Below are 15,089 nucleotides of genomic sequence, written 5' to 3'. Positions count from 1 at the left end.
ACGCAATTTGAGTGTTCTTCTCGTTGCTCGTGGCCTCTGTAGCGAGTGCCCTCGTAGGCCTAACCGGGCTTGGACCGCGCACGGTCTGACTAGCTAGTCGTTTGAGCGCGCTGGTTCAGCACGAAATAGCTTCGGCACAGCGCTACGCGCTGCCGTTGGATATGCAAGGGAAACCGACGAGAAAATAGAAACGCAGAAGCACACGCAGTCCCGATTGACCCATCGGCCGCGAAGCGGGCCGGAGCCATTTCGTGCTGAACCAGCCACGCGAGCGGTGCGATGTGTCAGACCGTGTGCGGTCCAAGCCCGGTCTGGCCTTTGAGGGCACTCGCTACTGCTGTGCCAAGACTGTTCGCCTGTGCCGGGGCCGGCATGAAGTACTTTGGATGGGGAAAGCTGCTTTCTTTGGTTACTTTCTTTGCAGCAGCAAAGAAAGTGACTGCCGCCCCGCACAGGGGCAGTGCTAATAGACCGACGCGAAATCAGGTCATCCATCGAGGCCCAAGCGAACCACCCCGCCCGAATCCCCTTTTCGGCTATGATCAAACCCTACCCGCAGGAGTAAAAACATGTCACAGATCGCCGACCCGGCGCATCCAGAAGCAGCCTCGACAACATCGCCGCTCTCCCTGCCGTGGATCGAGCGCCTCGTTTCTTTCGACACTGTCAGCCGCAATCCGAACCTCGGCCTGATCGAATCCGTCCGCGATGAACTGCGCCACGCCGGCATCGAAGCGACCATCACGAGCGATCCGCGCGGCCAATGGGCCAATCTCTTCGCCACGATTCCGGCGCACGACGGCGAGACCAACGGCGGCATCGTGCTCTCGGGTCACACCGACGTCGTGCCGGTCGACGGACAAGACTGGCAAAGCGACCCGTTCAAGCCCGAAGTACGCGACGGCCTGCTCTATGGCCGCGGCTCGTGCGACATGAAGGGCTTCATCGGCGCGGCGCTCGCCATGCTGCCGAAAATGCAGGCGACGAAGCTCGCCAAACCCATCCACTTCGCGCTTTCGTACGACGAAGAAGTCGGCTGCGCCGGCGCGCCGCTGATGATCGCGGACCTGCTCAAGCGCGGTGTGAAGCCGGACGGCTGCATCGTCGGTGAACCGACCTCGATGCGCCCGGTCATCGCGCACAAGGGCATCAATACGTATCACTGCTGCGTGCGCGGCTTCGCGGCGCATTCGTCGCTGACGCCGAAAGGCCTGAACGCCATCGAATACGCGGCGCGGCTCATCTGCCACATCCGCGATATCGCCGACGAATTCCGCGCCAAAGGCCCGTTCGACGAACTCTACGACGTGCCCTTCACCACCAGCCAGACGAGCACGATCAAGGGCGGCAACGCGATCAACACCGTGCCCGCCGAATGCAACTTCGAATTCGAATTCCGCAATCTGCCGACGATGGACCCCGAGCAGATTTTCCAGCGCATCGAATCGTACGCGCATGACACGCTGCTGCCGAAGATGCTGAAGGAACACGGCAACGGCGCCATCGAATTCACCAAGCTCGCTTCCGCGCCCGGTCTCGACGCCACCGAGCAGGCCGCGATCACGCAACTCGTGCGCGCGCTCACCGAAAACCAGGACAAGCGCAAGGTCGCCTACGGCACCGAAGCGGGCCTGTTCGCCAACGCGGGCGTGCCGAGCATCGTGTGCGGGCCGGGCAACATCGAGCAGGCGCACAAGGCGAACGAGTACGTGTCGCTCGAACAACTCGCGCAGTGCGAGGCGTTCCTCGGCAAGTTCATTCACAGCATGTCCGTCGAAGCACAGGCCCGCTGACCCTTTCAGAGCAACAAGCGCCATGTCCACCGCCACCCAGCATTCCGACAACACGATCGACGGCACGCCGATTCCGACGCTCGACGAAATCGCCGAGCAGCACATGGCGCTCACGCCCTGGGTCGCACGCACGCCAACCTTCGAGCGCCACGATTTCCCGACGCTCGAAGGCACGCCCGTCACATTCAAGTTCGAACTGCTGCAGGCGAGCGGCACATTCAAGGCGCGCGGCGCGTTCTCCAACATCCTCGCGCTCTCCGACAGCGAACGCTCGGCGGGCGTCACGTGTGTATCAGCGGGCAATCACGCGGTGGCGGTCGCCTACGCCGCGCAGCGCATGGACGTGGGCGCGAAGGTCGTCATCATCAAGAGCGCGAGTCCGGCGCGCGTCGCGCTGTGCCGGCGCTTCGGCGCGGAAGTCGTGTTCGCGGAGAACGTCGCCGAAGCGTTCGATGTCGTGCGGCGCGTCGAAGCGGAAGAAGGACGCGTCTTCATCCATCCGTTCAACGGTTATCGCACGGTGCTCGGCACCGCGACGCTCGGCTACGAATGGACCTCGCAGGCGCCCGATCTCGACGCGGTGATCCTGCCGATCGGCGGCGGCGGGCTCGCGGCGGGGGTGTCGACGGCCATGCGGCTCGCCAATCCGTCGTTGCATGTCTATGGCGTCGAACCCGAAGGATCGGACGCGATGAAGCGCAGCTTCGAGGCGAATCACACGATCAAGATGGGCGCGATGCACGGCATCGCCGATTCGCTGATGGCGCCGCATACCGAGCAGTACAGCTACGAGCTGTGCCGGCGCCATATCGACGAGATCGTGACCGTGTCGGACGATGCGCTGCGTCACGGCATGCTGCAGCTTTTCAGCGAACTCAAGCTCGCGGTCGAGCCGGCTTGCGCCGCCGCGACCGCCGCCCTGCTCGGCCCGCTGCGCGAGCGTCTGCAAGGCAAGCGCGTGGGCGTGCTGCTGTGTGGAACCAATACTGATCCGGCGACGTTCGCGAAGCATCTGGCGAACGCATGACGTGCAAGCGGCCCCGTCAGGGGCCGCATGTTCATCTACCGCTTGCGTGGCGCGTTACCTCAGAGCACCGCGGCCAGCTTGCGCCGCTCGCTGCGCTGCATGAAGTAATTCGCCGCGACCACGCCGATCGTCACCAGCGCGATGAATAACGTCGCCAGCGCGTTCATCTCCGGATTCAGGCCCAGACGCACGCGCGAGAACACGACGAGCGGCAGCGTCGTCGAGCCCGGGCCGGACAGGAACGCCGACAGCACGAGGTCATCGATCGACAGCGTGAACGACAGCAGCCATCCCGCGACGAGCGCCTGAGAGATCAGCGGCAGCGTGATCGTGAAGAACACGCGCAAGGGCGTCGCGCCGAGATCGAGCGCGGCTTCCTCCAACGACGGATTCAGCTCCCGCACGCGCGACTCCACGATGATCGCGACGTACGAAATGCACAGCATCACGTGCCCGATCCAGATCGTGAAGATGCCGCGCTCAGGCCATCCGATCAGCTTCGCCATTTCCACGAACAGCAAGAGCAGCGAGATGCCCTGAATCACTTCGGGAATCACGAGCGGCGCGTTGATCATGCCCGTGTAGAGCGTGAAGCCCCTGAAGCGGCCCATGCGCGCGAGCACGAAGCCCGCCCACGTGCCGATCACGACCGACGCGCACGCCGTCAGGAACGCGATACGCAACGACAGCCACGCGGCGTTGATCAGCTCGTCGTCGGTGACGAGCGCGCGATACCACTTGAGCGACGGCTCGGTCCAGACGGTGACGAGCGGCGAATCGTTGAACGAATAGACGATGAGACTCAGGATCGGGATATACAGAAAAGCGAACCCGAGGCCCAGCGCGGTGATTTGCAACGGACGGCAAGGCTTGATCATCGCTTTTCCTCCAGTTGCTTCGCCTGGAAGTGCTGGAAGAGCGCCATCGGTACGAGCAGCAACAGGACCATCGCGCAGGTGACGGCGGAGGCCATCGGCCAGTCGGCGTTGTTGAAGAACTCGTTCCACATGACGCGGCCGATCATCAGGGTATCCGCGCCGCCGAGCAGTTCAGGAATCACGTACTCGCCCACGGCCGGAATGAACACAAGCAGACACCCCGCGATGATGCCGTTCTTCGACAGCGGCAGCGTGATCTGCACGAACGCCTTCCACGGCTTGGCGCCGAGATCGTAAGCCGCTTCGAGCAAGGTCAGGTCCATCTTCACGAGATGCGCGTAGAGCGGCATCACGAGAAACGGCAGATACGAATACACCATGCCGATATACACCGCGATATTCGTGTGATACAGCTCGATCGGCGAATGCAGCAGGCCGACCGACATCAGGAAGTTGTTGAGCAGGCCGTTGTTCTTGAGAATGCCGATCCACGCATATACGCGAATCAGGAACGATGTCCAGAACGGCAGCATCACGGCCATCATCAGGATGTTGCGCGTGGCCGGATTCGAGCGCGCGATGTAATACGCCATCGGATAGCCGATCAGCAGGCACAGTACTGTCGACACCGCCGCGACCAGCAGCGAGTTCATATAGGTCGCGAAGTACAGGCTGTCCTGCACAAGGAACGCGTAGTGCGCGAAGTCAAGCGCGATGTGCATCACGCCCTGTTCCATCGACACCAGATCCGTGTACGGCGGAATGCCGAGCTGGCTGTCGGCGAAGCTGATCTTCACGACCAGCAGGAACGGCACGAAGAACAGCAGCAGCAGCCACAGGTACGGCCCGCCGATGACGAGCGAGCGCCCCGAAATGCCCATGCGCCTGAGCAGATTCATCATCATGACGTCAGCACCACGCCGGCCGACGCGCTCCAGCGCACATAGACTTCGTCGCCGAAGGTCGGCGAATCGATCTCGCCGATCGCGAGGCTCGACAGGTTCGCGACCACGACCTTGCCCGAATCGAGCGTCACGTGATAGAGCGTATAGCCGCCCATGTACGCGATGTTCGACACCTTGCCGCGGCCCCAGTTGTACGTGCCTTCAGGCGGCTTGCGCGTGAGCGCGATGCGCTCCGGACGCACGGAGATCGTGACCGGCATGCCGAGCGGCCCGGTGATGCCGTGGCTCACATAGAGGCGCACGGGCAGGTCCTGCGATTCGACGAACACGTGATCCGGCTCGTCTTCCACGACATTGCCGTCGAACAGATTCGTCGAGCCGATGAACTGCGCCGAGAAACGGGTATTCGGGTATTCGTAGACCTCGTGCGGCGTGCCGAGCTGCACGATCTGACCTTCGCTCATCACGGCGATGCGATTGGCCATTGTCATGGCCTCTTCCTGATCGTGCGTCACCATGATGCACGTCACGCCGACCTGATCGAGAATGTTGACGAGCTCGATCTGCGTGCGCTGGCGGATCTGCTTGTCGAGCGCGGACATCGGTTCGTCGAGCAGGAGAAGCTTCGGGCGCTTGACGAGGCTGCGCGCGAGCGCGACGCGCTGCTGCTGGCCGCCCGACAGCTGATGCGGCTTGCGCTTCGCGTACTGCGCCATCTGCACGAGCGCGAGCGCGTTGTGCACGCGGTCCTTCAGCTCGCCGCCTTTCACGCCTTCCTGCTTCAACCCGAACGCGACGTTCGATTCCACGCTCATGTGCGGAAAGAGCGCGTAGGACTGGAACATCATGTTCACGGGGCGCTGATACGGCGGCATCTTCGCGAGATCTTCGCCGTCGATCAGGATCTGCCCTTCGGTCACGGACTCGAGACCTGCGAGCATGCGCAACAGGGTCGATTTACCGCAGCCCGAACTGCCGAGCAGCGCGAAGAGTTCGCCCTTCTTCACCGACAGGTTGACGCCCCGCACGGCCGTCGTTTCGTCGAATTTCTTCACGACGTCGACGATCTGCACGAAGTTGTCGTCCGTGCCCGGGGCCGATGGAGAACTGCCCGGCTCGCGCCGGCCGGAATTAGGCGCTGCCTTCAACGCGCTCGACTGCTCACTCATGATTGCCTGTCCGACTCCTTGCTTCCATGTGACTTTCGCGGCCCGCACCGATGTGCGATGCGACCACGAACAAAGCCCCCGGAGGTCCAGGGGCTTCGTCGATTCAAAAGAATAACCGGCTTTTGCGATTCATCGGCCGGACTTGAATTCCGTCCAGAGCCGCGTCTGAAGGCGCTGGATTTCCGGCGGCAGCGGCTTCAGCAGGAACAGCGTCTTGATGACCTCCTGCGGCGGATACACGGCCGGATCGTTCGCGACGTCCTTGTCCACGTACTTGCGTGCTTCCAGATTTGCGCTCGGGTAGTACACCGCGTTCGTGATCGCGGCGTGAACCTGCGGCGTCTCGATGTAGTTGATCCACTCGTGCGCCGCGTCCTTGTTCTTCGCGTCCTTCGGGATCGCCATCACGTCGAACCACACGGGCGCGCCGCCCTTCGGAATGTAGTACTCGATCTTGAACGACTTCTTCGCGTCGACCGCGCGATGCTTCGCGATCACGACATCGCCCGACCAGCCGTAGGTGAAGCAGATGTCGCCGCCGACCATGTCGTTGATATAGCCCGACGAGTTGAACTGCGTGATGTACGGGCGGATCTTCTTCATCATCGCGAGCGCTTCGCGATAGTCGGCCGGATTCGTGCTCATCGGATCCTTGCCGATGTAATGCAGCGCGGCGGCGAACATCTGATCCGGCGCGTCGAGCACGGAGACGCCGCACGCCTTCAGCTTCGAGATGTTCTCGGGCTTGAAGAGAATGTCCCAGCTATTGAGTTCGGCGTTGGGGCCGAGAATCTGCTTCGCCTTGTCGACGTTGTAGCCGAGGCCGGTCGTGCCGTACGCCCAGGGCACCGTGTACTTGTTGCCGGGATCGGCGCCCTCGACGAGCTTCATCAGGTCGGGGTCGAGATACTTGAGGTTCGGCAGCTTCGACTTGTCGAGCGGCGCGAAGATATTCGCGGCGATCTGCTTGCCCGCGTAGTTGCTCGTCGGCACCACGATGTCATAGCCGGAGCGCCCGGTGAGCAGCTTGGCCTGCAGGGTGTCGTCGCTGTCGTAGTTGTCGTACTTCACCTTGATGCCGGTCTGCTTGGTGAAGTTGGGAATCGTGTCCTTGGCGATATAGTCCGACCAGTTGTACACGTTCAACTGCGTGTCCTTCGCCATCGCTGCGAGCGGGGTCAACATCGCGGCGCATGTCAGGGCGCCCGCCAGCTTCGCCATGCGGCTCGCCAGTTTCTCGTTCATCTCGATTCTCCCTTGTTCCGACTTGTCACGGCGTCGTGCCGCGCGGACCCGGCGCACGTCCCGTCGTCCGATCTGGTCCACGACTCCCTCAAAACCCCGAAAACTACCATTAAACGCAGGGGCGACAAAAAATAATGCGCCGCGTGTCGCGCAAAATGTACACGCCCTTGCATCGTGCGGCCACAGTCTTGCCACGCGGGCCTTTCCACGGCTTCGCTCCGCTCGCGGGCAGCCGGAAAGAGCGCGCATTTTAGCCCCTAATCGAGCCCGGCGGCACCTGATAAAACCACACTCGCCAAAGTGGCACGCACGCGTGTAAGCCCGATGCAATGTCATTATTCGTGATCGGCTTCCCGGGTCCCGCGACGACGCACGCCCGGAACCGGATGCCGAGCCTGACGAATAGCCAGCGGAACAGTTGTTGCGAGCCAATTCGACGTGCGCCGCGAACACGCGGTGCGTCCAGAACCGCAACGCACGCGTATACGACTGACATGACGCCGCCGTTGTCCCGCTATTCGAGGCCGCTTAACGCATGAATACCAATCCGTCCGCACTCGCCCAGCTATCCGCCGCGCAATCCGACGTGCAGTCGCCCGCGGCGAGCCGCGAGGAGCGCCGGCGGGCGCCGCGCCCGCACGGACGCTGGTATTCGTTCGCCGGGGCGGGCGCGCTAGTCGCGGTCGGCTACATGGACCCCGGCAACTGGGCGACGGCGCTCGCGGGCGGCGCGCGCTACGGCTACTCGCTGCTTTTCGTCGTGCTGCTCGCGAGCCTGATGGGCATGCTGCTGCAATGGGTCGCCTCGCGCGTGGGCGTCGTCACCGGGCGCGATCTCGCGCAACTGTGCCGCGAGCGCTACAGCCGCCGCACCACGCTCATACTCTGGATCGCGTGTGAAATCGCGATCATTGCCTGCGATGTCGCGGAGGTCGTCGGCAGCGCGGTGGCGCTGCAGATGCTGTTCGGCCTCTCGCTCACCGCCGGCGTGCTGATCTCGGCGGTCGGCACCTTCGCGATGCTTGCGCTGCAAAGCCGCGGCAAGCGGCCGTTGCAGCGCGTCGTGACCGCGCTGATCTTCTTCGTCAGCTTCTGCTTCGTGATCGAACTCGCGCTCGCGCATCCGGTCTGGGGCGATGCGCTGCGCGGGCTTGCGCCGTCGAGCCAGCTCGTGCGCGATGCCGGCATGCTCTGGCTCGCGGCGGGCATTCTCGGCGCGACGGTCATGCCGCACAACCTCTATCTGCATTCGGCGCTCGTCAAGGAGCACGCGAGCGGCCGCGACGACGCCGCCATCGGTCGCGCGCTATACGGCGTGAACATCGACACGTTCGGCTCGCTGGCGCTCGCGTTCGTGGTCAATGCGTCGCTGTTGCTGGTCGCGGCGGCGGTGTTCCACGCAAGCGGCCATACGAACGTCGACGATCTCGCCGATGCTCACCGGCTCATCGCGCCGCTCGTCGGCAGCCATTGGGCGGGTGTCGTGTTCGCCGTAGCCCTGCTCGCCTGCGGCCTGAACGCGACGGTCACCGGCACGCTCGCGGGTCAGGCGGTGATGGAAGGCTTTCTGCGTCTGAAAATGGCGCGCTGGGCCCGCGCGCTCTTGACACGCGGCCTCGCGATCGGTCCTGCGCTCGTCGCGGTCGCGAGCTTCGGCCAGCACGGCTCGAACGCGCTGCTGGTCGCGACGCAGGTCGTCCTGAGCCTGCAATTGCCGCTCGCCGTCATTCCGCTCGTGCGTTTCGCCTCCGATGCCGGTCTGATGGGCCGCTGGCGCGTCGCGCGCGTGCCGCTCGCGCTGGCGTGGGCGTGTGCTGGCGTGATCGTCGCGTTGAACGGCGCGATGCTGTGGCAGGCGGTATTTTCGGGCTGAAACTGCGAATTTCGTGTCGGTTTCGGGGGCGTGGCGCGGGTTGTGCTACCGGAGTCTTCTGGCGCGCGATGACCGCGCTCTTTCCCGCCCGAATCAGGACCCGAATTAGATGGCTTTCACCGACCGCGCACGCACGTTCACGCTCTTCATCATTCTGCTCGGTGCAGGCGGCGCGGCCCACGCGACCGTCTCCGTGCTGCAACCCGCGCGCGAAGCCGCTGCCACGCAGCCGCTGGAACTGACGCTCCTCTACACCGACGACGACGCCAAACCGCTCACCGTCGACGTGCCGAAGCAACTGACCGTCAACCTGACCAACGGCGATCTGCCGCCCGCGCCGCTCACGCTCGCACGCGATCCCGCCGTGCCCGACCGCCTGCGTCTTGCGCCGGGGCAGTATCGTCGCGTGCGCTTTTCGGCGCCGTGGCCTGATTCGGCGCGCGGCACGGTGAAGATCGACCCGGTCGGCTTCGATGCCTCGCCGATGCTCGTCACGATCAATCGCAGCGATACGCAGACGCAGGTCGCCGCGGCCGAGCGACGCGAAACGCAGGCGACGACGCCCGCGCAGCTTGCGAGCGCGAGCGCCGCCGCGAACACCGCCGTCGTGCCGACGGCGTCGCAGGACACGATGCTCTCCGGCCGCTTCTCGACCTTCGAGCCGATCTATTTCGCCGACGGCAAGAACGGCGACAACCTCGCGAAATTCCAGTTCAGCTTCAAGTACCGGCTGCATCTGCCCGACGATCCGCGCTCACGCGGCCTGCTGGACAATCTCTACTTCGGCTACACGCAGACGGCAATCTGGAATCTCTCCGCCGAGTCCGTGCCGTTTCGCGACATCAGCTTTCAGCCGCAGTTGTTCTATTACGTGGAGGACACGGGATGGAAGAGTCCGCTTTTCACGCGCATGGGCGTGTCGGCGGGCTTCGGGCATGAATCGAACGGCAAGAGCGGGGACGAGTCGCGCTCGATCAACATCGCGTTCGTGCGCCCGACCTGGGATTTCGGCGACCTGAACGGCAATCATCTGACGCTCTCGCCGAAGTTCTATTACTACCTGTCGAAGTCGGGCAACGAGGACATCGCGGACTATCGCGGCTATGTCGATTTTCTCGTGAAGTACGGCAGTCCGGACGGCTGGCAGCTCGCGACCACGCTGCGCAAGGGCACGAAGCATTGGTACGGCAGCGTCGACTCGCAGCTCACCTACCCGCTCGCCAAACTGGTCGGCAGCGCGTGGGGCGGCTATCTGTTCTTGAGCTACTTCAATGGCTACGGCGAGGACATCCTCGATTACAACCAGCGACATCACTGGATCGCGCGAATAGGCTACAGTATCGCGCGCTGAGCTTTTTTACGTTTTTGACCGCCAATGTCTTCGAATCTTCACGACCTTCCTGATAGCCCCTGCATCGGCGTGTGTTCCACGCTCTTCGACGAAGTCTGCAAAGGCTGCGGCCGCACGGCCGTCGAGGTGTCGAACTGGGTGTTCCTCACCGACGACGAAAAACGCGCGATCTGGGCGCGCATCACGCGCGAGGGCACGGCGATGCGGTTTCGCAACGACCACCTGTAAGCCCATGAAAAAACGGCCCGCTCTTTCGAAACGGGCCGTTTTTCAAACAGTGCGGGAAGCCGGGTCTTACTGAATGCCCTGACTCGACAGAAAATCCTCGTAATTCCCGCCGAAATCGCGCAGCGTGCCATCGGTTCTCACTTCGATGATCCGGTTCGCCAGCCCGCTCACGAACTCGCGATCGTGCGAAACGAAGATCAGCGTGCCATCGAACTTGTCCAGCGCGATCTGCAGCGACTCGATCGACTCCATGTCCATGTGGTTGGTCGGCTCGTCCATCAGCAGCACGTTGTGGCGGCCCAGCATCAGCTTGCCCCAGATCATGCGGCCCTTTTCGCCGCCCGACAGCACCTTCACGTTCTTCTTGATGTCGTCCGCGTTGAACAGCAACCGGCCGAGCGTGCCGCGCACCATCTGCTCGTCGTCGCCTTCCTTGCGGTACTGGTCGATCCAGTCGGTCAGCGTCTCTTCCTTCGGAAACTCTTCGTAGGTGTCCTGCGGCATATAGCCGACGTTCGCGTTCTCCGCCCACTTCACGGTGCCGTGATCGAGGTCGAGCGCGCCCTTGAGCGACTTGAGCAGCGTCGTCTTGCCCGCGCCGTTCTCGCCGATGATCGCGATGCGCTCGCCCGGCTGCACGCTGATGGAGAAGTTCTGGAAGATCGTGCGGTCGTACTTCTTGGTCAGATCCTCGGCCACGACCGCGATGTTATGCAGCTTCTTCTCGAATTCGAAGCGGATGAACGGATTCTGACGCGACGACGGCTTGAATTCCTCGATCTTGATCTTGTCGATCATCTTCAGACGGCTGGTTGCCTGACGCGCCTTCGACTTGTTGGCCGAGAAGCGGCGCACGAAGTCCTGCAGGTCGGCCACGCGCTCCTTCGCCTTCTGGTTGGCGTTCTGCTGACGCTCGCGCGCTTGCGTGGAAGCCAGCATGTAGTCGTCGTAGTTGCCCGGCCAGATTTTCAGCGTGCCGAAATCCATGTCCGCCATGTGCGTACAGACCTGGTTCAGAAAGTGTCGATCGTGCGAGATGATGATCATCGTCGAGTTGTACTGGTTGAGCACGTCTTCCAGCCAACGGATCGAGTTGATGTCGAGGTTGTTGGTCGGCTCGTCGAGCAGCAGCACGTCGGGCTTCGAGAACAGCGCCTGCGCGAGCAGCACGCGCAGCTTCCAGCCCGGCGCGACGTTGCTCATCGGGCCATTGTGATCGGTGATGGCGATGCCGATGCCGAGCAGCAACTCGCCCGCGCGCGCCTCGGCCGTGTAGCCGTCGTACTCGGCGAATTTGGCTTCGAGGTCGGCGGCGCGCATGTAGTCGTCGTCGGTCGCGTCGGGGTTGGCGTAGATCGCGTCGCGTTCGGTCATCGCGGCCCACATTTCCGTGTGACCCATCATGACGACGTCGAGCACGCGCATGTCTTCGTACGCGAACTGATCCTGGCGCAATTTACCGAGACGGACGTTCGGCTCCAGCATGACGTTGCCGGAACTCGGTTCCAGATCGCTGCCCAGAATCTTCATGAAGGTCGACTTGCCGCAGCCGTTGGCGCCGATCAAGCCATAGCGGTTTCCTTCGCCGAACTTGACCGAGATGTTCTCGAAGAGGGGCTTGGGCCCGAATTGCATGGTGATATTGGCGGTAGACAGCACGGCGCGTCCTTTTGAATGGGGTACGACGAAAAACCTGAGATTTTAGCAGAATTTGCGGGCTTTTGAGCCGGATGGCGGCTTTTCGGGACGGCCAAAAGCAACGGGGCGCGGCCATTCGAGCCGCGCCCCGCGCGCTTTCGACGTTGATCCGCGCCAGGCGGATGTCCCTTTACGTGCGCTCGGCGATGAACGCCTTCACCACGCCCGCGTCCGCAGGAACGATATCGAACCTTTGTGGCAGTTTTTCAAGTCCGGCGAACGCGGCGGGCCGTTCCGGCTCGCGATTGAGCGCCTCGCGGATCGTCTCGCCGAATTTGATCGGCTGCGCGGTTTCAAGCACGATCATCGGCACGCCGGGCTTCAGGTTCTCGCGCGCAACCTTCACGCCGTCGGCGGTGTGGGTGTCGATCATCGTGTGATAGCGTTCGAACACGTCGCGGATGGTCTTCACGCGGTCGTCGTGATCGCTCTTGCCCGACACGAAGCCGAATTCCTGCACGCGCGCGTAATCGCCGCTCGCCGCGAGATCGAAGCCGCCCTTCTCCTCGACATCGCGGAACAGTTGCAGCACGCGCGCCGGATCGCGGCCGAGCAGGTCATACACGAAGCGCTCGAAGTTCGACGCCTTCGAGATATCCATGCTCGGCGACGTGGTGTGATACGTCTCGGCCGCGCCGCGCACGCGATACACGCCCGTCTTGAAGAATTCGTCGAGCACGTCGTTTTCGTTGGTCGCGACGACGAGCTGATCGATCGGCAGGCCCATCATGCGCGCGATATGCCCCGCGCACACATTGCCGAAATTGCCCGACGGCACCGTGAACGACACGCGCTCGTCGTTGCTCGTAGTGGCGGCGAAATAGCCCTTGAAGTAGTACACGACCTGCGCGACGACGCGCGCCCAGTTGATCGAGTTGACCGTGCCGATCTTGTGCTTCGCCTTGTACGCGTGATCGTTCGATACGGCTTTCACGATGTCCTGGCAGTTGTCGAAGTTGCCTTCGACGGCCAGATTGAAGATGTTCGGGTCCTGCAGCGAAAACATCTGCGCGGTCTGGAACGCGCTCATCTTCTTGTGCGGCGACAGCATGAAGACGCGCACGCCGGCCTTGCCGCGCATTGCGTACTCGGCGGCGCTGCCGGTGTCGCCCGAGGTCGCGCCGAGGATGTTCAGCGTCTCGCCGTGCTTCTCCAGCGCGTACTCGAACAGATTGCCGAGCAGTTGCATCGCCATGTCCTTGAAGGCGAGCGTCGGACCGTTCGACAGTTCCAGCAGCGAGAGCGTCGCGCCGTTTTCCACGCCGAGCGTCTTGAGCGGCGTGATTTGCGCCGCGCTCTCTTCGTGGCGCACGTTGCTGTACACCTGCGCCGTGTAGGTCTTGCGCGTGAGCGAGCGCAGGTCATCGGCGGGAATGTCGTCGCTGAACTTCGACAGCACTTCGAATGCGAGATCCGCATACGAGAGCGTGCGCCAGCGCGCGAGTTCATCGGCCGATACGCGCGGATAGTCCGCCGGCAGATACAGGCCGCCGTCTTTCGCGAGCCCGCCGAGAAGGATGTCGGAAAACGTGTGGCGCTCGTTGCTGCCGGCGCCGCGCGTCGAAATGTAGTTCATCGTGCGTCCTTGCCCTTAATTGAGCGCTTCCATGCGCAGCTTCGTCACCTTCGAGACCACCGTGGACAGCGCCTCGATCTGGGCGATCGCCGCGTTCACGTTCTTTTCCAGCGTCTCGTGGGTGATCAGGATGATGTCGGTTTCGCCCTTGTTCGCGCCGTCGACTTCTTCCGACTCCTTCTGCAGCAACGCATCGATGGAAATGCCCTTGTCCGCGAGAATGCGCGTGATGTTGGCGAGCACGCCCGTCACGTCCGCGACGCGCAGGCGCAGGTAATAGCCGCTCGTCACTTCGTCGATCGGCAGGATCGGCGTATTCGACAGGCTTTCCGGCTGGAACGCCAGATGCGGCACGCGATGCTCCGGATCGGCCGTGTGCAGGCGCGTCACGTCGACGAGATCGGCGACCACGGCGGAAGCGGTAGGCTCCGCGCCCGCGCCCTTGCCGTAGTAGAGCGTGGTGCCGACTGCATCGCCGTGCACGACGACCGCGTTCATCGCGCCTTCAACGTTCGCGAGCAGGCGCTTGGCCGGAATCAGCGTCGGATGCGTGCGCAGCTCGATGCCCTTCTCCGTTCGCCGTGCGATGCCGAGCAGCTTGATACGGTAGCCAAGGTCTTCGGCATAGCGAATGTCGATGGCCGCGAGCTTGCTGATGCCTTCCACATACGCGCGATCGAACTGCACGGGCACGCCGAACGCGATCGCGCTCATGATCGTGACCTTGTGCGCGGCGTCGACGCCTTCGATGTCGAAGGTCGGATCGGCTTCGGCATAGCCCAGCTCTTGCGCGGCCTTCAGCGCGGTCGCGAAGTCGAGTCCGCGGTCGCGCATCTCCGAGAGAATGTAGTTCGTCGTGCCGTTGATGATGCCCGCGATGTATTCGATGCGGTTCGCCGTCAGCCCTTCGCGCAGCGCCTTGATGATCGGAATGCCGCCCGCCACCGCCGCTTCGAAGGCGACCATCACGCCCTTCGCGCGCGCGGCTTCGAAAATCTCCGTGCCGTGCACCGCGAGCAGCGCCTTGTTGGCCGTCACGACATGCTTGCCGTTGGCGATCGCGCGCAGCACCAGCTCGCGCGCGAAGCCCGTGCCGCCGATCATTTCGCACACGATATCGATGGAAGGATCATCGACGACAGCGTTGAAGTCGTCCGTCACCGCGATGCCTTCCTGCTTCGCGGCTTCGGCCTTCGCCGGCGTTCGCACCGCGACGCGCGCGATTTCGATGCCGCGCCCGGCGCGTCGTTTGATTTCTTCCCGGTTACGGCGCAGCACCGTGAAGGTGCCGCTGCCGACCGTGCCGAAGCCCAAGAGTCCTACTTTGATCGGTTCCATGCAGCGCG

General features: G+C 63.2%; 12 protein-coding genes. 5 read left to right on the top strand and 7 right to left on the bottom strand.

Features of this window, described 5'->3' with window-relative positions:
* Positions 1-569 precede the first annotated feature (569 nt).
* Both argE and BTHE68_RS06100 read left to right on the top strand, forming a co-directional pair.
* Positions 570-1,793 (top strand): acetylornithine deacetylase, encoded by a 1,224-nt coding sequence (gene argE, locus BTHE68_RS06105; RefSeq protein ID WP_162065578.1) that lies wholly within the window; start codon positions 570-572, stop codon positions 1,791-1,793.
* A 22-nt stretch (positions 1,794-1,815) separates the two neighbouring features.
* Positions 1,816-2,820, top strand: coding sequence for a threonine/serine dehydratase family protein (locus BTHE68_RS06100; RefSeq protein WP_162065577.1), 1,005 nt, complete (start codon positions 1,816-1,818; stop codon positions 2,818-2,820).
* 59 nt (positions 2,821-2,879) lie between these two features.
* Here BTHE68_RS06100 and BTHE68_RS06095 read toward each other — a convergent pair whose 3' ends face one another.
* From BTHE68_RS06095 to BTHE68_RS06080, 4 genes are all read right to left on the bottom strand, one after another.
* Complete coding sequence (locus BTHE68_RS06095) at positions 2,880-3,695, bottom strand: ABC transporter permease subunit (RefSeq protein ID WP_162066801.1); 816 nt, start codon at positions 3,693-3,695, stop codon at positions 2,880-2,882.
* A complete protein-coding gene (locus BTHE68_RS06090) occupies positions 3,695-4,603 on the bottom strand; it encodes an ABC transporter permease subunit (RefSeq protein WP_061176158.1) in 909 nt (302 codons plus the stop codon). The genes BTHE68_RS06095 and BTHE68_RS06090 overlap by 1 nt, the downstream gene beginning before the upstream one ends.
* A complete protein-coding gene (locus BTHE68_RS06085; RefSeq protein ID WP_162065576.1) occupies positions 4,600-5,772 on the bottom strand; it encodes an ABC transporter ATP-binding protein in 1,173 nt (390 codons plus the stop codon). The genes BTHE68_RS06090 and BTHE68_RS06085 overlap by 4 nt, the downstream gene beginning before the upstream one ends.
* Positions 5,773-5,901: 129 nt before the next feature.
* Positions 5,902-6,993, bottom strand: coding sequence for a polyamine ABC transporter substrate-binding protein (locus BTHE68_RS06080; RefSeq protein WP_425266868.1), 1,092 nt, complete (start codon positions 6,991-6,993; stop codon positions 5,902-5,904).
* A 559-nt stretch (positions 6,994-7,552) separates the two neighbouring features.
* On the opposite strand from BTHE68_RS06080, the gene BTHE68_RS06075 reads away from it, so the two are divergent.
* The 3 genes from BTHE68_RS06075 to BTHE68_RS06065 all read left to right on the top strand — a co-directional run bounded on the left by BTHE68_RS06075 (position 7,553) and on the right by BTHE68_RS06065 (position 10,469).
* Complete coding sequence (locus tag BTHE68_RS06075) at positions 7,553-8,890, top strand: Nramp family divalent metal transporter (protein WP_162065575.1); 1,338 nt, start codon at positions 7,553-7,555, stop codon at positions 8,888-8,890.
* Between the two features lie 109 nt (positions 8,891-8,999).
* Positions 9,000-10,241: a phospholipase A gene (locus BTHE68_RS06070; RefSeq protein WP_162065574.1), complete on the top strand. Its 1,242-nt coding sequence runs from the start codon at positions 9,000-9,002 to the stop codon at positions 10,239-10,241.
* Positions 10,242-10,265: 24 nt separating this feature from the next.
* Positions 10,266-10,469, top strand: coding sequence for a DUF1289 domain-containing protein (locus tag BTHE68_RS06065; protein ID WP_162065573.1), 204 nt, complete (start codon positions 10,266-10,268; stop codon positions 10,467-10,469).
* A 66-nt stretch (positions 10,470-10,535) separates the two neighbouring features.
* Here the strand turns inward: BTHE68_RS06065 and BTHE68_RS06060 are convergent, their stop codons facing one another.
* The 3 genes from BTHE68_RS06060 to BTHE68_RS06050 all read right to left on the bottom strand — a co-directional run bounded on the left by BTHE68_RS06060 (position 10,536) and on the right by BTHE68_RS06050 (position 15,081).
* Positions 10,536-12,128 (bottom strand): ABC-F family ATPase, encoded by a 1,593-nt coding sequence (locus BTHE68_RS06060; RefSeq protein ID WP_162065572.1) that lies wholly within the window; start codon positions 12,126-12,128, stop codon positions 10,536-10,538.
* Between the two features lie 169 nt (positions 12,129-12,297).
* Complete coding sequence (gene thrC, locus BTHE68_RS06055; protein WP_162065571.1) at positions 12,298-13,743, bottom strand: threonine synthase; 1,446 nt, start codon at positions 13,741-13,743, stop codon at positions 12,298-12,300.
* 15 nt (positions 13,744-13,758) lie between these two features.
* The gene (locus BTHE68_RS06050) at positions 13,759-15,081 is read right to left on the bottom strand and encodes a homoserine dehydrogenase (protein WP_162065570.1); all 1,323 of its coding nucleotides are present in this window, start codon (positions 15,079-15,081) and stop codon (positions 13,759-13,761) included.
* Positions 15,082-15,089: the final 8 nt, after the last annotated feature.

The organism is Burkholderia sp. THE68 (genome assembly GCF_009938265.1).
Taxonomy (GTDB): Bacteria; Pseudomonadota; Gammaproteobacteria; order Burkholderiales; family Burkholderiaceae; genus Caballeronia.
The sequence above is the reverse complement of the archived record's forward strand: the minus strand, read 5'-3'. Positions and strand labels throughout refer to the sequence as shown.